The organism is Spongiactinospora gelatinilytica, assembly GCF_003236385.1.
Lineage (GTDB): Bacteria > Actinomycetota > Actinomycetes > Streptosporangiales > Streptosporangiaceae > Spongiactinospora > Spongiactinospora gelatinilytica.
In genome coordinates this window covers 40,771-57,388 of sequence record NZ_POUA01000005.1, presented here as the reverse complement: position 1 = coordinate 57,388, position 16,618 = coordinate 40,771, and the positions used below count along the sequence as shown (strand labels likewise).

The 16,618-nt window shown below is 73.9% G+C and carries 13 protein-coding genes; 3 read left to right on the top strand and 10 right to left on the bottom strand.

Features of this window, described 5'->3' with window-relative positions; all coding sequences use genetic code 11:
• The 3 genes from C1I98_RS01380 to C1I98_RS01370 all read left to right on the top strand — a co-directional run.
• On the top strand, nucleotides 1–286 hold a 286-nt coding region (locus C1I98_RS01380; protein ID WP_233506984.1), incomplete at its 5' end, for an acyl carrier protein.
• The gene (locus tag C1I98_RS01375; protein ID WP_111165203.1) at nucleotides 283–4,764 is read left to right on the top strand and encodes a non-ribosomal peptide synthetase; all 4,482 of its coding nucleotides are present in this window, start codon (nucleotides 283–285) and stop codon (nucleotides 4,762–4,764) included. The genes C1I98_RS01380 and C1I98_RS01375, both read left to right, overlap by 4 nt.
• 84 nt (nucleotides 4,765–4,848) lie before the next feature.
• The gene (locus tag C1I98_RS01370) at nucleotides 4,849–5,505 is read left to right on the top strand and encodes a YczE/YyaS/YitT family protein (RefSeq protein WP_199536648.1); all 657 of its coding nucleotides are present in this window, start codon (nucleotides 4,849–4,851) and stop codon (nucleotides 5,503–5,505) included.
• Here C1I98_RS01370 and C1I98_RS01365 read toward each other — a convergent pair.
• Genes C1I98_RS01365 through C1I98_RS01320 form a run of 10 tightly spaced genes read right to left on the bottom strand, consistent with a single transcriptional unit; the run spans nucleotide 5,502 to nucleotide 16,557 of the window.
• Nucleotides 5,502–6,704, bottom strand: a complete 1,203-nt coding sequence (locus C1I98_RS01365) for an amidohydrolase family protein (RefSeq protein WP_111165202.1) — start codon at nucleotides 6,702–6,704, stop codon at nucleotides 5,502–5,504. The genes C1I98_RS01370 and C1I98_RS01365 overlap by 4 nt on opposite strands.
• A complete protein-coding gene (locus tag C1I98_RS01360; protein WP_111165201.1) occupies nucleotides 6,701–7,522 on the bottom strand; it encodes a carbohydrate ABC transporter permease in 822 nt (273 codons plus the stop codon). Before C1I98_RS01360 ends, C1I98_RS01365 begins: the two co-directional genes overlap by 4 nt.
• Complete coding sequence (locus tag C1I98_RS01355) at nucleotides 7,519–8,457, bottom strand: carbohydrate ABC transporter permease (RefSeq protein WP_111165200.1); 939 nt, start codon at nucleotides 8,455–8,457, stop codon at nucleotides 7,519–7,521. Before C1I98_RS01355 ends, C1I98_RS01360 begins: the two co-directional genes overlap by 4 nt.
• A gap of 9 nt (nucleotides 8,458–8,466) precedes the next feature.
• Complete coding sequence (locus C1I98_RS01350; RefSeq protein WP_111165199.1) at nucleotides 8,467–9,762, bottom strand: ABC transporter substrate-binding protein; 1,296 nt, start codon at nucleotides 9,760–9,762, stop codon at nucleotides 8,467–8,469.
• A 17-nt stretch (nucleotides 9,763–9,779) separates the two neighbouring features.
• On the bottom strand, nucleotides 9,780–11,087 hold the full coding sequence (locus C1I98_RS01345; RefSeq protein WP_158557839.1) for an amidohydrolase family protein: 1,308 nt from the start codon (nucleotides 11,085–11,087) through the stop codon (nucleotides 9,780–9,782).
• Nucleotides 11,084–12,199, bottom strand: a complete 1,116-nt coding sequence (locus C1I98_RS01340; protein ID WP_111165197.1) for an NAD/NADP octopine/nopaline dehydrogenase family protein — start codon at nucleotides 12,197–12,199, stop codon at nucleotides 11,084–11,086. The genes C1I98_RS01345 and C1I98_RS01340 overlap by 4 nt, the downstream gene beginning before the upstream one ends.
• Before the next feature lie 2 nt (nucleotides 12,200–12,201).
• On the bottom strand, nucleotides 12,202–13,152 hold the full coding sequence (locus C1I98_RS01335) for an LLM class flavin-dependent oxidoreductase (RefSeq protein ID WP_158557837.1): 951 nt from the start codon (nucleotides 13,150–13,152) through the stop codon (nucleotides 12,202–12,204).
• A complete protein-coding gene (locus C1I98_RS01330; RefSeq protein ID WP_111165195.1) occupies nucleotides 13,149–13,994 on the bottom strand; it encodes an FAD binding domain-containing protein in 846 nt (281 codons plus the stop codon). The genes C1I98_RS01335 and C1I98_RS01330 overlap by 4 nt, the downstream gene beginning before the upstream one ends.
• Nucleotides 13,991–14,416, bottom strand: coding sequence for a (2Fe-2S)-binding protein (locus C1I98_RS01325; RefSeq protein ID WP_111165194.1), 426 nt, complete (start codon nucleotides 14,414–14,416; stop codon nucleotides 13,991–13,993). Before C1I98_RS01325 ends, C1I98_RS01330 begins: the two co-directional genes overlap by 4 nt.
• Nucleotides 14,413–16,557 carry a xanthine dehydrogenase family protein molybdopterin-binding subunit gene (locus C1I98_RS01320; protein WP_111165193.1) on the bottom strand — a complete coding sequence of 715 codons (2,145 nt, stop codon included), beginning with the start codon at nucleotides 16,555–16,557 and terminating at the stop codon, nucleotides 14,413–14,415. Before C1I98_RS01320 ends, C1I98_RS01325 begins: the two co-directional genes overlap by 4 nt.
• Nucleotides 16,558–16,618: the final 61 nt, after the last annotated feature.

Here is a 16,618-nt window from a genome sequence, read left to right as displayed (position 1 = left end):
CGCCCGGCCCGCTCCGGCCCCGTGCCCCGGGGGCCCGATGGCCGAGCGGATCGCCGCCATCTGGTCGGCGGCGCTGGGCGTCCCGTACGACGGGCTCGACGACAACTTCTTCGACGCCGGCGGGACATCGGTCACGCTGCTGACCGTACGGGCGCGCCTGGAACGGCTGACCGGCCACGAGGTGCCGTTGAGCATGATCTTCGCACACCCCACGGTACGGACCATGGCCGCCGCGCTGTCCCACCTGGAATCACCGGCCGACCACCCGATGGGAGCGGAAGAATGAAACGCGTCGTCCAGGCCGGTCCGGCGCAGGAGCGCATGTGGCTGCTACAGGAGTTCGACCCCGCGAACCGCTCCTACCACGAATCCCTCGCCCTCGACCTGCGCGGCCGGCTCGACCTCACCGCCCTGCGACTCGCCCTGCAAGACGTCGTGACCCGTCACGAGGCGCTGCGGTGCGGGTTCCGGCGACGGGACGATGGCGAGGTCATGCAGGTGATCCACCCTTATGTGCCGGTACGCCCTTCCGTCGTGGACCTGACGTCCGCACCCGAGCGGGTCGCCGCCGAGATCGACTCGGCGATCACCGAGCCGTTCGCGCTGGCGCACGCCCCGCTGCTGCGGTGCGTCGTGCTGAGGCTCGGCGACGACCACCACGTCCTGCTGTTCGTGCTGCACCACATCATCTGTGACGAGGGCTCATGGGTCGTCCTGCTCGACGAACTGTTCGGCGCGTACACCGCGCGCCTCGCGAGCGGCGAGCCACGGTTGCCGCCGGTCTCCTGCCAGTACCCGGACCACGCCGAGCAGGAGCGCCGCCGACTGCGCGACGGCGAGGGCGGCGCCTCGATGGCCTACTGGCTGCGCGAGCTGGCCGGGGACCCACCGGCCTACCCGCTGCCGTACGGCGTGCCCCCCGGCGGCACGGGACCTGCCGGCGAGGAGCGCGCCGAGCTGCCGGCCCCGCTCTACGAGCGGGTACGGGCGCTGTGCCGGGATCGGCGGATGACCCCTTTCATGGTGCTCTCCGCCGCGTTCGGATATCTGCTGCACCGGTACGGCGGGCTGGAGGAGTTCGTCGTCGGCACCCCCGTGACGACACGCCTGCGCTCAGGCGCGTTCCGCGCCATCGGGCCGTTCGTCAACACCTGCCTGCTGCGCATGGACCTTCGCGGCGGGCCGTCCGTCGGCGCGTACCTTGAGCGCTGCCGCACGACCGTGATCGGGATGCTGGGCCACCGGGACCTGCCCTTCGAGACGCTCGCCTCGCACCGCCGCCGCGCCTCCGGCTCCAACGACGCGACGCCGTTCCAGGTCATGTTCAACGTCGGAAGCGGTGCCACCGTCCCGGAGCGGATCGAGCACCTGTCGCTGGACCTCTCGTTGCTGCCGACCCACGCGGGGCACCCGAAGTTCCCGCTGTCCGTGCTGGTCGATCCGGCCGACGGCCGGCCCTCGGTCGTGGCCGAGTACGACACCACCGCGCTCTCTTCGGCGGCGGTCAGATCCTTGCTGTCCCACTACGCCGCGGCGATCGAAGGGATGCTCGCCGAACCGGACACGCCGCTCGCCGCGGTGGAACTCCTCGGCCCGGATGAAAAGGCGGTGCTGGAGGCGTGGGGTCGGGGACCGGTGCGGCCCATCGGCTCGGATGCGACGCTCCCGGCGCTCCTGGAACGGCGGGCCGCCGACCGGCCCGACGCCCCCGCGGTGCGCCTCCTGGACATGCGGCTCACCCATGGTGAGCTGAGCCGCCGCTCGAACCGGCTCGCCCGCCACCTGCGCCGGGCCGGGGCGGGCCCGGAGTTCCTTGTCGGTGTCCTGGGCGCACGGACGCCGCAGACGCTGGTCGCGCTGCTGGGCGTGCTCAAGTCGGGCGCGGCGTACCTGCCGATGGACCACGACCACCCGCCGGAACGCCTTCGCGACATGCTGCGGGACAGCGGCGCCCGGCTGGTCCTGACCGGCCATGACGCGGACGGCCGGCACATCGCCTACGACCCGGCGCTCCTCGGCGCGGCGCGGGTCCTCTGCCTGGACTGCGCGGCCGGCGACATCGCCGCGCAGCCGGACGGGCCGCTGGAACACCGGCCCGCCCCGGACGACCTCGCCTATGTGATCTACACCTCCGGCACGACCGGCGCGCCCAACGGCGTGATGGTCGAGCACCGCGCGCTGCTGAACCACGCGTACGCCATGATCGACGCCTTCGGGCTGGGCGCGGACGACCGCGTGCTGCAGTTCTCCGCGCTGGGCTTCGACGTCGCGGCGGAGGAGATCCTCCCGACCTTGCTGGCCGGAGGCTGTGTCGAGATCGCGCCGCACCGGGTGGTCTCGGTACCGGAACTGACCGCCCACCTGGGGCAGGCGGGCGTCACCGTGGCCAATCTCCCTACCGGCTACTGGGCGCACTGGGCAGCGGAACGCCGCCGCCTCGGCACCGCCCTGCCCCCGTCGCCGCGCCTGGTCGTGGTGGGCGGTTCCCCGGTCCCTGCCGCCGCTCTGCGGGACTGGCAGGCGCCGGGAGCCGAACACGTGTCGGTGGTCAACGCCTACGGCGTGACCGAGGCGACCATCACCACCACGGTCGAGCACATCACCGCCACGCCGGACACGAGCGGCACGGGGAGCGTGACGGTTCCGATCGGGCGGCCGGTGGGTGGGACCGTGGTCAGGGTTCTGGATGGTCTGATGCGGCCGGTGCCGGTGGGGGTGGCCGGTGAGTTGTGGATCGGCGGGGCCGGTGTCGCCCGCGGGTACGTCGGGCGGCCGGCGCTGACCGCCGCGCGGTTCGTGGCCGACCCCGCGGGCCCGCCGGGCGCGCGGCTGTACCGGACCGGGGACCTCGTCCGGTGGCTGCCCGGCGGGCGGCTGGAGTTCCTGGGCCGTGCCGATGACCAGCTCGACATCCGTGGTCATCGCGTGGAACCCGTGGAGGTGTCCGCCGTCCTGGCCTGGCACCCCGGCATCGCCGAGGCCGCGGTGGGCCTGCGGGACGGCCGGTTGGTCGCCTGGATCGTCCCGGCCGGGGAGGCGTCCGGCGCCCCGCGCGAGCTGCGCGACTGGCTCGCGCGGCGGCTGCCGGACCACATGATCCCGTCCGCGTGGGTCACCGTGCCCGCCCTGCCGGTCTCGGCCGGCGGAAAGATCGACCACGCCCGTCTGCCGTCCCCCCGCACCGCTCCGCGAAGCGCCCGGGCCGCCTCCGGCACGGTCGAGCGGCGGCTCACCGCGATCTGGGAGCGGGTGCTCGGCCGCTCGCCGATCACGCCGCACGACGATTTCTTCGCCCTCGGCGGCGACTCCCTCAGCAGTCTCGGCGTCGTCGCCCAGGCCAGGGAGCACGGTCTGCACCTGAGCCCGCAGGACGTCCTGAGCCGTCCGACCATCGCCGAGCTGAGCGCCGTCGTGACCGTCGAACCGCCCGGTCCCCCGCCGCCCGAGGCCCCGCCGGACGACTCTCCGGTGCCGCTGACGCCGATCCAGCACCGGTTCTTCGGCCTGGACAATCCGGCCCCGCAGCACTGGGACCAGGTGATCGTCTACGAGGTGGACCGGCGCATCGACATCGGCCTGCTGGAACGAGCGACGATCGAGGTCATCGACCGCCACGACGCCCTGCGGCTGCGCTTCACACGCCGGCAGGACGGCTGGCGGCAGACCATTGGAGAACGGGGCGAGACCAGCGGGCCCCTGGTACTCCCGATCGACCTTTCGGAGGTCCCGCCCGCCGGCCGGATGGACGTCCTCGACGCGCACGCCGCGCGACTCCAGGCCGGGCGCAGCCTCGCCGGCGGCCCACTGCTCTTCCTCCTGTACGGCACCACCCCGCCCGGACAGCCCGACCTGCTGCTCCTCAGCGTCCACCACCTCGCCGTGGACGGCCCCTCCACGGCGATGCTGCGCGAAGAGCTGTTCACCGCCTACGACCTGCGTGCCGCCGGCCAGGCGATGTCCTCGCCCCCGGCGACCGTCTCGTACGCCACCTGGGCGCGGTGGCTGGCCGAGCACGCCCGCGACCCCGCCGTGCTCGGCGACCGCGGCTTCTGGACGGCACAGGCCGCCCCCGGCGGGTACCGGCCACCACGCGACCACGTCCTCGGCCCGGCGGACGAAGGGTCGGTGACCGTCGCCGGGTTCCGGATCGACGCCGCCACGACGGACGCCTTTCGCGCGGCCTTCGCCGGCCGGGTCCACGAAGCCCTGCTCACCGCGCTGGCGCTGGCGCTCGGCGAGTGGATCGGCGCCGCCGGCGACCTGGTCGTGGACCTGTTCGACCACGGCCGGCGGCCCGCCGATCCCGGCATGGACCTCAGCCGCACGATGGGCTGGTTCTCCTCCGTCTTCCCGCTGCGCGTCCCGATCGCCCCGGCCGCGGATCCGGCGCGGGCCATGTGGGAGATCGGCTCCCGATGGCGCGCGGTGCCGCACGCCGGTCTGTCCTATGGCCTGTTGCGCCACTGCCATCCTGACGGCCCGCTGGTGCCGCCGTCCCCGGCGCAGGTGTCATTCAACTACCTGGGTTCCGTCGAGCCCGGGCCACGGGCGGTGCCGCTGCGGCAGGCGCCGGAACGCCGCATGAGGGTCCGCGACGACCGGGCGCTGCGGCCATGGGCGCTGTCCTTTCACGCCGCCGTCGCCGAGGGGCGGCTGGGCGTACGGGTGGTCTACAGCCGCGACCTGCACCGCCCGGAGACCGTCGCCACGCTGTGCGAACGCTACCGGTCCGCGGTGTCCGCGCTGCTCAAGGCACCTGTGTAGCCGGTACGGCGCGGCGGGTTCCGTCGCGGGGAAGGGCCGTGGGAACGTGGAACTCCCCCTGTGAGGCGACGGTGGGGGGAGCACATGGGCCGCGTTCCGTGGCGTCGGGTCGTCGTCAGGGACGCGGCGGAGCGGCACCTGGTGGTGCGTCTTTCGATGGTGGTGGCCGGGCTGACGCTGAACGGCGTCGCGATCACCATGCTGATCCGGGCCGAGCTGGGTCTCGGCCCGTGGGACGTGCTGCACCAGGGGCTGGCCGCCCGGACCGGCCTCGGCTTCGGCCTGGTCGTCATCCTCGTGGGGGTCGCCGCGCTGCTGCCCTGGTGGCCGCTGCGCGAGCGGCCGGGCGTGGGCACGGTGCTCAACGTGTTCGTCGCCGGGATCGTCATCGACCGGCTGCTGACCGTCACCGGGCCCGCCACGCAGTGGTGGTCGCGCGGCGCGCTGATGACCGGCGGGGTCGCCCTGTTCGCGCTCGGCCAGGGCATGTACCTCGCGCCCCGGCTGGGGGCCGGGCCGCGTGAGGGCCTGATGACCGGCATCAACCGCAGGTTCGGCATCTCCATCCGCCTGGCCAGGTTCCAGATCGAGGTGGCGATCCTCGCCCTCGGGATCGCCCTCGGCGGCTCCGCCGGGCTCGGCACGATCGTGTTCACCCTGGCCATCGGCCCGCTGGTGCAGGCCGGGATGCGGCTTTGCGGATATCGGGACCGCACCGCCCCCGAGGCCGCCGGGGCCTAGAGGTCGATGCCCGCGGCGAACTCGGTGCGGGCGATCGTCCTGGCCACCACGCGTCCGCGCCGCCACACGATACGGTCGGCGGGCGCGCGGGCCACGGCGTCGCCGAGCGAGCCCGCGCGTAGCGCGACCAGGTCGGCCACCGCGCCCGGCTCGGGACCGGCGGGCGGCAGCCCGAGCAGCGCGCGGGCGTCGGCGCCCACCATGGCGGCGGCCTCCGGCACCCCCTGGTGTCCCGCGGTGACCAGCAGCGAGGCGGTCTCCAGCGGATCGCAGCGGCCGGTCGGGTTGAACGGGTCCTGGACGTTGTCCGCGCCCGCGGCGACGGTGACGCCGTGCCCGCGCAGCGCGCCGATCGCGGTCAGCCCGCGCCGGCCGTCCTTTCGGCCCTGTAGGTAGAGGTTGGTCGCGGGCAGGGTGACCACGCCGACGCCGGCCGCGCCGGTCTGGGCGGCCGCCTCCAGCGCCACCGGCCCGGGCAGCGCGCCCAGCGCCACGCAGTGCGCCGCGGTGACCGGGAAGGGGTGGGCGGCGGCCAGCCGGGCGACGTCCGGCAGGGTCAGCCCTGTGGTGTCGGTGCTCTCGTCCACGTGCAGGTCGAGCCCGCACCCCAGCTCGGCGGCGACCTCGAAGCAGGTCTCCAGCGCGGCGCGCGGGTCGTCCTCGCTGAACGGGTTGCCGCCGATCAGGTCGGCGCCCTCGGCCACGGCCGCGCGCAGCAGTTCGCGGTGCGCGGACGGCCCGCCCGGCGGTACGGCGGCGTGCGCCACGATCTGCAGGTCGATGACGGTGGCGACCTCCTCGCGCAGCGCGGCCATCGCCCGCACCGCGCTCACCCCGGAAAGCGGCCCGCAGCCCGTCTGGCAGCGCACGGCGGTGGTCCCGGCGGCCAGGAACAGCCGCAGCGCCGTCCGCGCCCGGCCGCGGATGCCGGCGGGGTCGGGCGCGGCGGCCACGCCCGCGTAGCCCAGCATCGCCCCGGCGAGATCGCCCGTGGCGTTGGCCGCCCGGTCCGCGGTGAACGCCTTGTCCAGGTGGACGTGCGGCTCGGCGAACGCGCCGAGCAGCAGCCATCCGTCAAGGTCGCCGGCCGCCTCCCCCGGGCGCGGGGTGAGGTCGCCGACCTCTTCGACCAGGCCGTCCGCCAGCCGTACGTCCGCGGTCTCCCCGCCGGGCAGCAGCGCGCCGCGCAGCAGCGTCACCCCTTCACCCCGCCGCCCGCGATCTGGGTGAGGTAGCGCTGCAGGAACGCGAAGATCAGCACCACCGGCAGGGTCATCAGCACGCCGCCCGCCAGGAGCTGGCCCCAGTCGGTGGTGTACTGGCCGACCAGGGAGTCCAGGCCGACCGACAGCGTGCGCTTCTCGTCGCTGTTGACGAAGGTGTTGGCGTACAGGAACTCGTCCCAGGCCAGGATCATGCTGAACGCGCCGGCCGCGGTGACCCCGGGCAGCGCGGGCGGCAGGAGTACCCGCCACAGCGCCCGGAAGTGCCCGCACCCGTCGATGAGCGCGGCCTCCTCGATCTCCTTGGGGACGGTGGCGAAGTAGTTGCGCATCATCCAGATGCAGAACGGCAGCGCGAAGGTGACGTAGACCAGGATCAGCCCGCTGCGCGCGTCCAGCATGCCTAGGTTGCGCAGGATCTTGTACAGCGGGATCGCCATCAGCACCGCGGGGAACATCTGCATGGCCACCACCGCGAGCAGCAGCAGCCTGCGCCCGGTGAAGGGGAAGCGGGCCAGCGCGTACCCGGCCAGGATCGCCACGACCAGGGCGAGCACCGTGGTGAGCAGCGCGACCACGGCGCTGTTGACGAAGTAGAGCGCGAAGTTCCCGGTGGCGAACAGGTTCTCGTAGTTGCCGGTGTAGAGCGACTGCGGCAGGAACCCGTTGACGACCCCGTTCAGCTCCTGCGGCTGTTTGAAGCTGGACAGCACCATGAACACGAACGGCCCCGCGAACAGCACCACGGCCACCAGCGCGCCGGCGTACACCAGCGGCCTGCCCAAGGCCCTCATCGCTTCCGCCCCTCGACCAGATAGAAGTAGACAGTGCTCAGCAGGAACAGGAAGGCGAACAGGATCATCGCCACCGCGGCCGCCCGCCCGAAGTCGAACTGCGTGAACGCGTACTGGTAGGCGAGCGTGGTCAGGGTCTCGGTGGCCCCGGCCGGTCCGCCCCTGGTGAACATCCAGATGCCGTTGAAGTTGTTGACCGAGTAGCCCACGGTCAGCAGGCCGGCCAGCGCGATCGATGTGCGGATGCCCGGGATGATGACGTACCGCAGCCGCTGCGGGGCGCCCGCGCCGTCCAGCATCGCCGCCTCGTGCAGTTCCTTGGGGATGGTCTGCAGCCCGGCCAGCAGGATGACCGCCACCAGCGGCGTCCATTTCCAGGTGCTGAGCAGGATGAGCACCGGCATCGCGGTGGACTCGTCCGCCAGCCACTGCGGCGACTGGTCGATCAGGCCGAGGTTCAGCAGGAGCTGGTTCAGCGGCCCGGAGGTCGGGTCGAGCAGGAATCGCCAGACCAGCGCCACCACCACGGACGGAACGATCCATGGGATGATCACCACGCTGCGGAAGAACGCCCGCCCGGCGAGCTTCTGGTGCATGAGCATGGCGAGCGCGAACCCGAGCACCAACTGGAGCACCAGGTTGGCCACGCCCCAGAGCACCGTGTGCCAGGCCGCGGTCAGCAGCACCGGGTCGGTCAGCACGGCCGCGTAGTTGGACAGCCCGGTGAACCGGTCGGCGCCCGGCTGGGTCAGGATGCTGTGGTTGAAGCTGGTCCACAGCCCGTCGAGCACCGGATAGCCGAGTACGCCGCCCAGCAGGAGCACGGCGGGAGCCAGGTAGGCCCACGGCCGCCGGCCCCCCCGCGGCCGCCGCGGGGCGGACGCGACGCGGGAGGCCGGGGCCGCCGCCGACTCCTTGAGGTGAGTCGTTGCCATCAAGGGCCTCTATCCCCGCGACAGTGCCTGGGTGGCGGCCGTCGCGGCTTCGTTGAGCGCCTGTCGCGGTGACTTCTTCTTCTGGATGACCGAGTCCCAGGCGTTGGCCATCACCTGCCACTCGATGTCGCCCCACGCGGTCACCGCCGGGCGTGGCCGGGCCGAGGCGGCCTGCTGGATGAAGATCTGATGGGCCTCGTCCAGACCGGCCATCGAGCCGTTGCCGACGTCGGTGCGCGCCGGGATCCGCTGGTAGCCGTCCCGCAGCACCTTCTCCTGGCCGGCCGAGGTCAGCCAGGACACGAACCCCCAGGCCGCGTCCACGTTCTTGCAGGCGCTGGTGATGCCGATCGCGTTGCCGCCGAGGACGGTGGCGCTCTCCTTGCCCTTGGGCAGCGAGGCCACGCCGTACTCCAGGCCGGGGTTGCCCTTGGCGATGGGCGCGAGCCCCCAGTCGCCGATGGCCAGCATCGCCACCTTCTCGGTGAGGAAGGGCTGGATGTACTGGTCCCAGGCCTGGGTGACGCCGAGGAAGGTCGGCGGGACCACGCCGTGGGTCAGGTGCAGGCCGGCGTAGAAGTTCCACGCCTCAAGCCCCTCGGGGGCGTTGAAGAGCGCCTTGGTCCCGGCGTCGTCCAGGATGCGCCCGCCGTTCTGCCACAGCCACGGCCAGAACAGGAACGATCCATAACCCTGCGCGCCCAGCATGTACCCGTGCCGCCCGCCGCCGGTCAGCTCCTTGGCCGAGGCCAGCAGCTCATCCCAGGTGCCGGGCGGGCTTTGGATGCCGGCCTGCTGGAACAGCTTCTTGTTCCACAGCAGCGCCACGTTGGAGGTGTCGTACGGCACGGCGTAGACCGCGTCCTTGAAGCTGGCCGCGGCCACGTTGCCCGCGAAGAACTCCCCCTGGGCCGCCTTGAACCGGGCGGTCACGTCCACCAGCATCTTGGAGGCCGCGAACTGCGGGATCGAGGAGACGTCGGCCACGACGATGTCGGGACCGCCGCCGCCGGCCAGCGCCGTGGTGATCTTCTTGGCCAGGTCGTTGGCCGGGAAGCCCTCGACGTTGATGGTGAGCCCCTGCTTGCCGCCGTACTCCTGCGCGGCGGTCCGCAGCGCCGCCTTGGCGTCGCCCGCGAACGCGGTGGAGGCCCACAGCGTCAGCGTGCCCTTCGCGCCGCCGCCGGAACCGCCGCCCGTGCCGCCGCCGTTGCCACACGCGGCCAGCACGGCCGTGGCGGCGATGCCGCCGGTGGCGCGGAGCAGCCCGCGGCGGCTCATCCGCATGTTGGGGGTTTGACTCATGGCTGTCGCCTTTCCTGTTAAGGCATTTCCTGTGGGGCCGCCGGGCCCCACTGCCAGTCGGCCGCGTGCTCGCGACCGGTCCGGCCGGCCAGGTCGCGCGTGACCCGCCACGCGCGGTCGGCCAGCTCGGTTTCGCCGGCTCTGGTGAGCCGGCCGTCCCTCACCACGAACTCGCCGTCCACCAGCACGTCGGACACGTGCTGCCCGTGGGCGCGGTGGACGCATGACTGCACCGGGTCGGCCAGCGGGCGCATGGACGTCCCCGGGCGCAGCGTGATCAGGTCGGCGCGTTCGCCTGCGCGCAGCCGCCCGGCGTCCGGCTCGCCGATGGCGGCCGTGCCCTCGCCGGTCGCCATCCGCAGCGCCGCGTCCGAACCGAGCACGCCGGGCCGGCCCGCGGCCTGTCCCTGCGCGTAGACGGCCTGGCGCATCTCGGTGAACAGGTCGTCCATGCCGTCGACGCCCAGCCCGACGCGTACGCCCGCCTCCCGCAGCGCGACCACGGGGGCGAACCCCTTGGCCAGGCGCAGGTGGTTGGACGGGCAGTAGGCGACCGCCACCTCGTTGTCGGCGAGCAGCCCGATCTCACGCTCCGACAGGTGGACGCAGTGCACCAGGACGGTGCCCGGGCGCAGGAACCCCGCCTGGTGCAGCAGTTCCACCGGCCGCACCCCGTGCTCGGCCAGGCACTTGTCCACCTCCTCGCGCGTCTCGGCGATGTGGGTGTAAAGGCGCAGGCCGGTGCGCTCGGCCGCGCGGGCGGCGGCCCGGTAGCCGTCGGCCGAGGTCTGGCGCAGCGAGACCGGCGCCAGGTACAGGCGGCCGGCGGGTACCTCGTCGTCGGCCGCGGCCACGGCCAGCCGGATCTGCTCCTCGTAGTCCTCGGTCAGCCCGTACGCCAGGTGCGCGCGCAGCCCGACGTCGGCGTGCCCGGCCGCGACGGCGGCGAGCATGCCGGGGCGGTGCAGCGGGTAGACGTGGTCCACCGCCGTGGTCACGCCGGACAGCACCATCCGGGCCGCCGCGAGCGCGGTGAGCGCCCGGTAGTCCTCCGGGGTCGCCGCGGCCCCGGCCAGCTTCCCCGCCTCGATCATCTGTGCCAGGCCGCTGGTGTCGGCGCGGCGGGTCATCGGCAGCAGCGACCGCAGGTGGTCGTGCGTGTTGACCAGGCCGGGCAGTACCAGCAGCCCGGTGGCGTCCAGGGTCTCGGCGCCGGGGAGCGGCGGGCCGTCGGCCAGCCGTCCGTCCCTGACCAGCAGGTCGGCCGGGGCGGGGTCGGCGTAGCCGGTGACCGGCGTGCCGCCGCGGATCAGCAGGTCGCTCACCACCGGCCCTCCCGGGCGGCGGTCAGCAGCCCGTCCCTGCCGGCGCCGGCGAGGTCCAGGTCGGCCAGGGTGCGCCCGCCGGCCTGGAAGTCGGTGCCGGCGGCGACCGAGGCCAGGTGGATGAGGCTGTCGATGGTGGGGGTGGGGATGTCCAGTTCGTCGCCGATGGAGGCCATCAGGACCAGGGCGTACGGCACGTCCTCGGTCAGGTACCGGCTCTTGAGCGCGTCGGGGCCGCACGGGAAGGTGCTGGCGGCGAAGCTGGAGGACTGCAGGGTGGCGTGCAGCGTCGGTTCCCGGCGCGGCGCGAACCCCTGGGCGACCAGGTAGTCGGCGTAGCCGTCGGTGTTGGTCAGGCCGAGCGCGCCGCGCAGGGCGAGCAGTTCGGCGTCGATCCGCTCGATCATGCGCGAGACGGCCGGGCTGGCCCCCTCGCCCCACAGCAGGAACGACCCGGTCCGGCCCTCGATCGCGCCGAGGTTGCAGATGATCGGCGGGACGTGGTCGATCGCGTTGAAGTTGAGCAGCGTGGTCTCCCACACGTTCTCCGCGGGGCTCATCCACGGCCAGACCTTGCAGGCGATGGCGACCAGCGGGTTGTTCTCGGCGGGGAGGCCGGCGACCAGGGTGCCGCCGGACTTGCGGGAGGCGGTGATCAGGCCGGGGCCGCGGACCCGCGCGCCGTAGGGCAGGCTGTTGGTCTCGGCGATGTGCACCGCGGGCCGCCGTCCGGTACGGCGCAGCGTCGCGGCCAGCGTCAGCGCGCCGCCGCCCTCGCCCACCCACAGCACCGACTGCCCGTCCTTCAGCTCGGCGGCCAGCAGGTCGGCCCACGCCTGGTGGCCGAAGGCGGGCACCGAGACGACGATCAACTCCTGGCCGTCGATGGCGGCGGCCGGGTCGGTGCCGGTGGCGGCGACCGGCGCGGCGGTCTCACCGTGCCAGGGGCAGCGCAGCCGGATCTCGCCCGCGGCGCCGACGGCGTTCACCCCGTCGGCGAAGCGCGGCAGGTCGGCCAGGGTGACCTTGAGCCCGGCCAGGGACAGTTCCACCGAACACGACAGCGCGCCCGCACCGGATCCCAGGACGACGACGGACTCGGGAAGGCTCATTCTCACAACACCGCTTTCGCTAGCTCGGTCAGATGTCCGGTGGAGGCGTCCAGATCGCCCCCGCCGACGGAAAGGATCACCTCGTCGATCCCGGCGGCGGCGAACTCCGCGAGCCGGTCCCTGAGGAGTTCTGGCGGCCCGGCGATGCCGAAGGCGTCCACCATCTGGTCGGTGACCAGCCGCCCGGCGGCGGCCCGGTCGCCCGAGCGCAGCGCCGCCCGCAGCGCGCCGATCTCGGCGGGGTCCAGGCCGTACACCTCGATCAGCTCGTCGGCGTAGGAGCCGCCGGCCATCGCCATGCAGCGCGGGCGCAGCGCGTCCAGGGCACGCGCCCGGTCGCGGTCCACCTCGACGTCGAGCATCAGCACGACGGCGGTGCCGGGGCCGCCCAGCTTCTCCTTGACGTAGTCGATGTGCCGCCCGGACAGCCCGTGCGTGATCACGCCGTCGCCGATCTCGCCGGCCAGGGCGAGCATCTTGGGGCCGCGCCCGGCCAGGTAGACCGGGGTGGGGACGGGGGTGAACCGCAGTTCGCCGCGGGTGGTGAACGTCTCGCCGGTGACGTCGGCCCGGCCGGTGTGCAGCTCGCGCACGATCCGCACCGCCTCGGCGGTCAGGCCGAGCGGGCGGCGCGGCGGGATGCCGAGTTCGGCGGCGAACTCGTACCCGCCCGCGCCGATGCCGAGCACGAACCGGCCGTCGCTGATCTCGTTGATCGTGGCGGCTGCGCCGGCCAGCAGCGCCGGGTGCCGCAGCAGCGGGCTGACCACGGCGGTGCCGAGCGTGACCCGCTCGGTGGCCGCCGCCATCAGCGCCAGCGCCCCCGTCGCGTCGCGGTGAAAGTAGTGGTCGGCCACCCAGACCCCGTCGAAGCCGAGGTCCTCGGCCCGGCGGGCCAGCTCGGCCGCCTCGGTGATCGGGCGATCCAGCCGTACGGTGGCTGTGGTCTTCACGTGTTCCTCCTTGCGGGCGCTTCGGTGAGCGCCGGTGTGAGCGCTTCGGTGAGCGCTCCGGCCAGTGCGGCCCGCCGGTATCCGGCGGAGGCGCGCAGGTCGCTGATCGGGCTGATGTCGTGGCCGAGGGCCGCGACCGCCGCGGCCACCACGTCGGGCGTGGGGGCGCGGCCTTCCAGCGCGGCCTCCGCGCCGGGGCAGCGGACGACCACGGGGGCCACCGCCCCGGCGGCCAGCCGTACGCCGGTCAGCGCGCCGCCGGGGCCGCGGTCCCAGGTCCAGGCCAGGCTGACGATGGAGATGGCGAGCGCCCGCCGCCCGGCGATCTTCCGGAACCCCGCGTGGGCGGGCTGCGGCGGCACGTCGATGTTCTCGATCCACTCGCCGGGGGCCAGCCGGGTACGGCCGGGTCCGGTCGCGAACTCCGTCACCGGGATCTCTCTGCGGCCCGCGGGCCCGCGCAGCCGCAGCACGGCCCCGGCCACCACCAGCGGTGGCACGCCGTCGGCGGCCGGGGAGGCGTTGGCCAGGTTTCCGCCGAGCGTGGCGCGGTTGCGGATCTGGCCGGAGGCGAAGCAGGCGATGGCCGCGCGCAGGCCGGGGAGTTTCCCGCCCAGTTCGCGGTCGATGACCGAGAGGGGGGCGAGCGCGGACAGCCAGATCGAGCCATCGGAAAGACGCCGTACCGGGGCGGGGGCGTCGCGCAGCCGGGAGACGTCGGCGAGCGGGCCCCCCTGGTGCCCGGCGCGCCGCCGTACCAGCAGGTCGGTGCCTCCGGCGAGCAGCGCGCGCGCCGGATCGAGCCGGTCCACCTCGGCCGCGGTACGCGGGTGCGGGCTCATCGGGCCGCCTCGCGCACCGCGCGCACGATCGCGCCGTAGCCGGTGCAGCGGCACAGGTTGCCCTCGAGCCCGGCGCGGATCTGCTCGTCGGTGGGGTCGGGGTGCTCGGCCAGCAGGGCGGAGGCCGAGACGACCATGCCGGCGATGCAGAACCCGCACTGCACGGCCTGGCCGGTGACGAACGCCTCCTGAAGGGCGGTGCGCCGCAGCCCCTCCACGGTGGTGACGTCGGCGTCCTCGGCCTGGCAGACCAGCACCAGGCAGGAGCAGACCGGCACGCCGTCCATGAGCACCGTGCAACTGCCGCACTCCCCCATCCCGCAGCCCTCCTTGGCCCCGATCAGGCCGAGGTCGTCGCGCAGGTAGTCGAGCAGCCTGGCGTCGGGGTCGGGGGGCGTGACGGGCACGCCGTTGACCTTCATCTGAGTCCCTCCAGCAGGCGTTCCGGGGTGATGGGCAGGCGGGCGGGGCGTACGCCGACCGCGTCGGCGACCGCCGCGGCGACCGCGGGGCCGGTCGGCACGATGACCACCTCGGACATGCCCTTGGCGCCCATCGGGCCGGTGGGCTCGTCGCCCTCCACCAGGAGGGTGCGGATCTCGGGGACGTCCCTGGCCGTGGGGATGAGGTAGTTCTCCAGGCTGGTGGTCAGCGGGCGGCCGCCGTCGAGCCGGTGCTCCTCCATCAGCGCGAAGCCGAGCCCCTGCGCGACGCCGCCCTCGGCCTGGCCGATCACCGCGCCGGGGTTGATCGCCCGGCCGCAGTCGACGGCGCACACGACGCCCGCGACGCGGATCTCGCCGGTCAGCTCGTGCACCTCCAGGCGGACGACCTGGGCCGAGCAGCCGTAGACCAGGTGGGGGGCGTGGTCGCCGAGCCGTTTCGGGGGGATCAGGCCGGGGTCGGCCACGTCGGGCAGGTGGAAGGTGGCCTCGAACTCGGCCCGGCCGAGTTCGACCAGCCGGGCGGGACCGCCGGCCTCGGCCAGGGCCGCCTTGTAGCGCTCGCAGACCGCGGCGACCGCGGACCCTCCCGCGTACATGCTGCGGGAGGCGGCGGTCGCGCCGGACTCCGGCACGAGCTGGCTGTCCCCGACGGTGACGGTGATCCGGGCGGGGTCCATGCCGAGCACGTCGGCGGCGATCTGCCGGTAGGCCACGTCGATGGCCTGGCCGGTGTGGTTCGGTCCGGCCCAGATCCTGACGTGCCCGTTGATGTCGCAGATCAGCCGGGCGCGGGCGGCGTCGCCCCGCCCGCTGCCCAGCCCGACGCCCTTGACCGCCATGGCGATCCCGGTGCCGCGCCGCCAGGGGCCCCGGGCCGCGCGCTGCCATTCCCGGCGGGAGACCCACCATTCGTCGGCCGCCGCGGCGGCCAGCGTCTCGGCCGCGCGCAGTCCCGGGGTGACGGCGTGCCCGTACAGGCCGTGCCGGTCGCCGCCGCGCAGCAGGTTGCGCATGCGCAGTTCCACCGGGTCCATGCCGAGCCGGGCCGCGGCCTCGTCGATCGCGGTCTCCAGCGCGAACGCGACCTGCGGCACGCCGTACCCGCGAAAGGCCCCGGCGTTGGCGTTGTTGGTATAGACGACCCGGCCGTCGAAGCGGGCGACCGGCATCCGGTAGGGCCCGACCGACATCTCGGCGGAGGTCTTGAGCACGTTGGGGCCGGAGGTGACGTACGGGCCGGTGTCGGCGAGCGCGGTCATGTCGCTCGCGGCGAGGTCGCCGTCCTCGGTGAACCCGACGCGCACCGTGGTGTGGAACGGGTGCCGCTTGGGCCCCGCCGCCATCACCTCCTCGCGGGTCATCCGCATGTGCACGGGCGCGCCCGCGGCCTTGGCGAGCACGGCCAGGAAGACCGGCATCGGATCGTCGTTGCGGGCGCCGAAGGCCCCGCCGACCGGCCCGGCGACCAGCCGCACGTCATCGATTTCGACGTTCAGCGCCCGCGCCACCTTGCGGCGGTGCAGGCCGGGGTTCTGCGAACCGCACCAGATCGTCACCTGGCCCGCCTCCCACAGGGCGACGCCGCCCGGTGGCTCGATCGCCACGTGCTCCTGCGCCCCGGTGCCGACCACGCGCTCGACCACGACGTCGGCCGCCGCCAGGGCGGCCTCCACGTCGCCGGAGGCGAAGCCGATCCGCCCGGCCAGGTTGCCGCCCTCGTGCAGCTTCGGGACCTCCGGCGACAGGGCGGTACGGGGGTCGGCGACGACCGGCAGCGGCTCCACGGTGACCACGACGGCCTCGGCCGCGCGCCTGGCGGTGCCCTCGTCCACGGCGGCGACCAGGGCGATGGCCTCGCCGACCTGGCGTACCCGCTGGTCGGCGAGCACCGGGCCGTCCACGTCGGCCGGGCCGAGCCGGTTGCACGGCACGTCCGCGCCGATGAGCACGGCCCGCACGCCCGGCATGGCGGCGGCCTTCGTGGTGTCGATCGCGACGATCCGGCCGTGCGGGATCGCCGAGCGGGTCACCGCGCCGTGCAGCATTCCGGGAAACCGCAGGTCGGTGACGTATTCAAGGGTGCCGACGACGATTTCGCGCGCCTGCTCGGCGGGCACGGAACGGCCTACCTGAGCCTGTTCCGGGTTACGGACGGGGTTTCGCACACGATACGGTGCA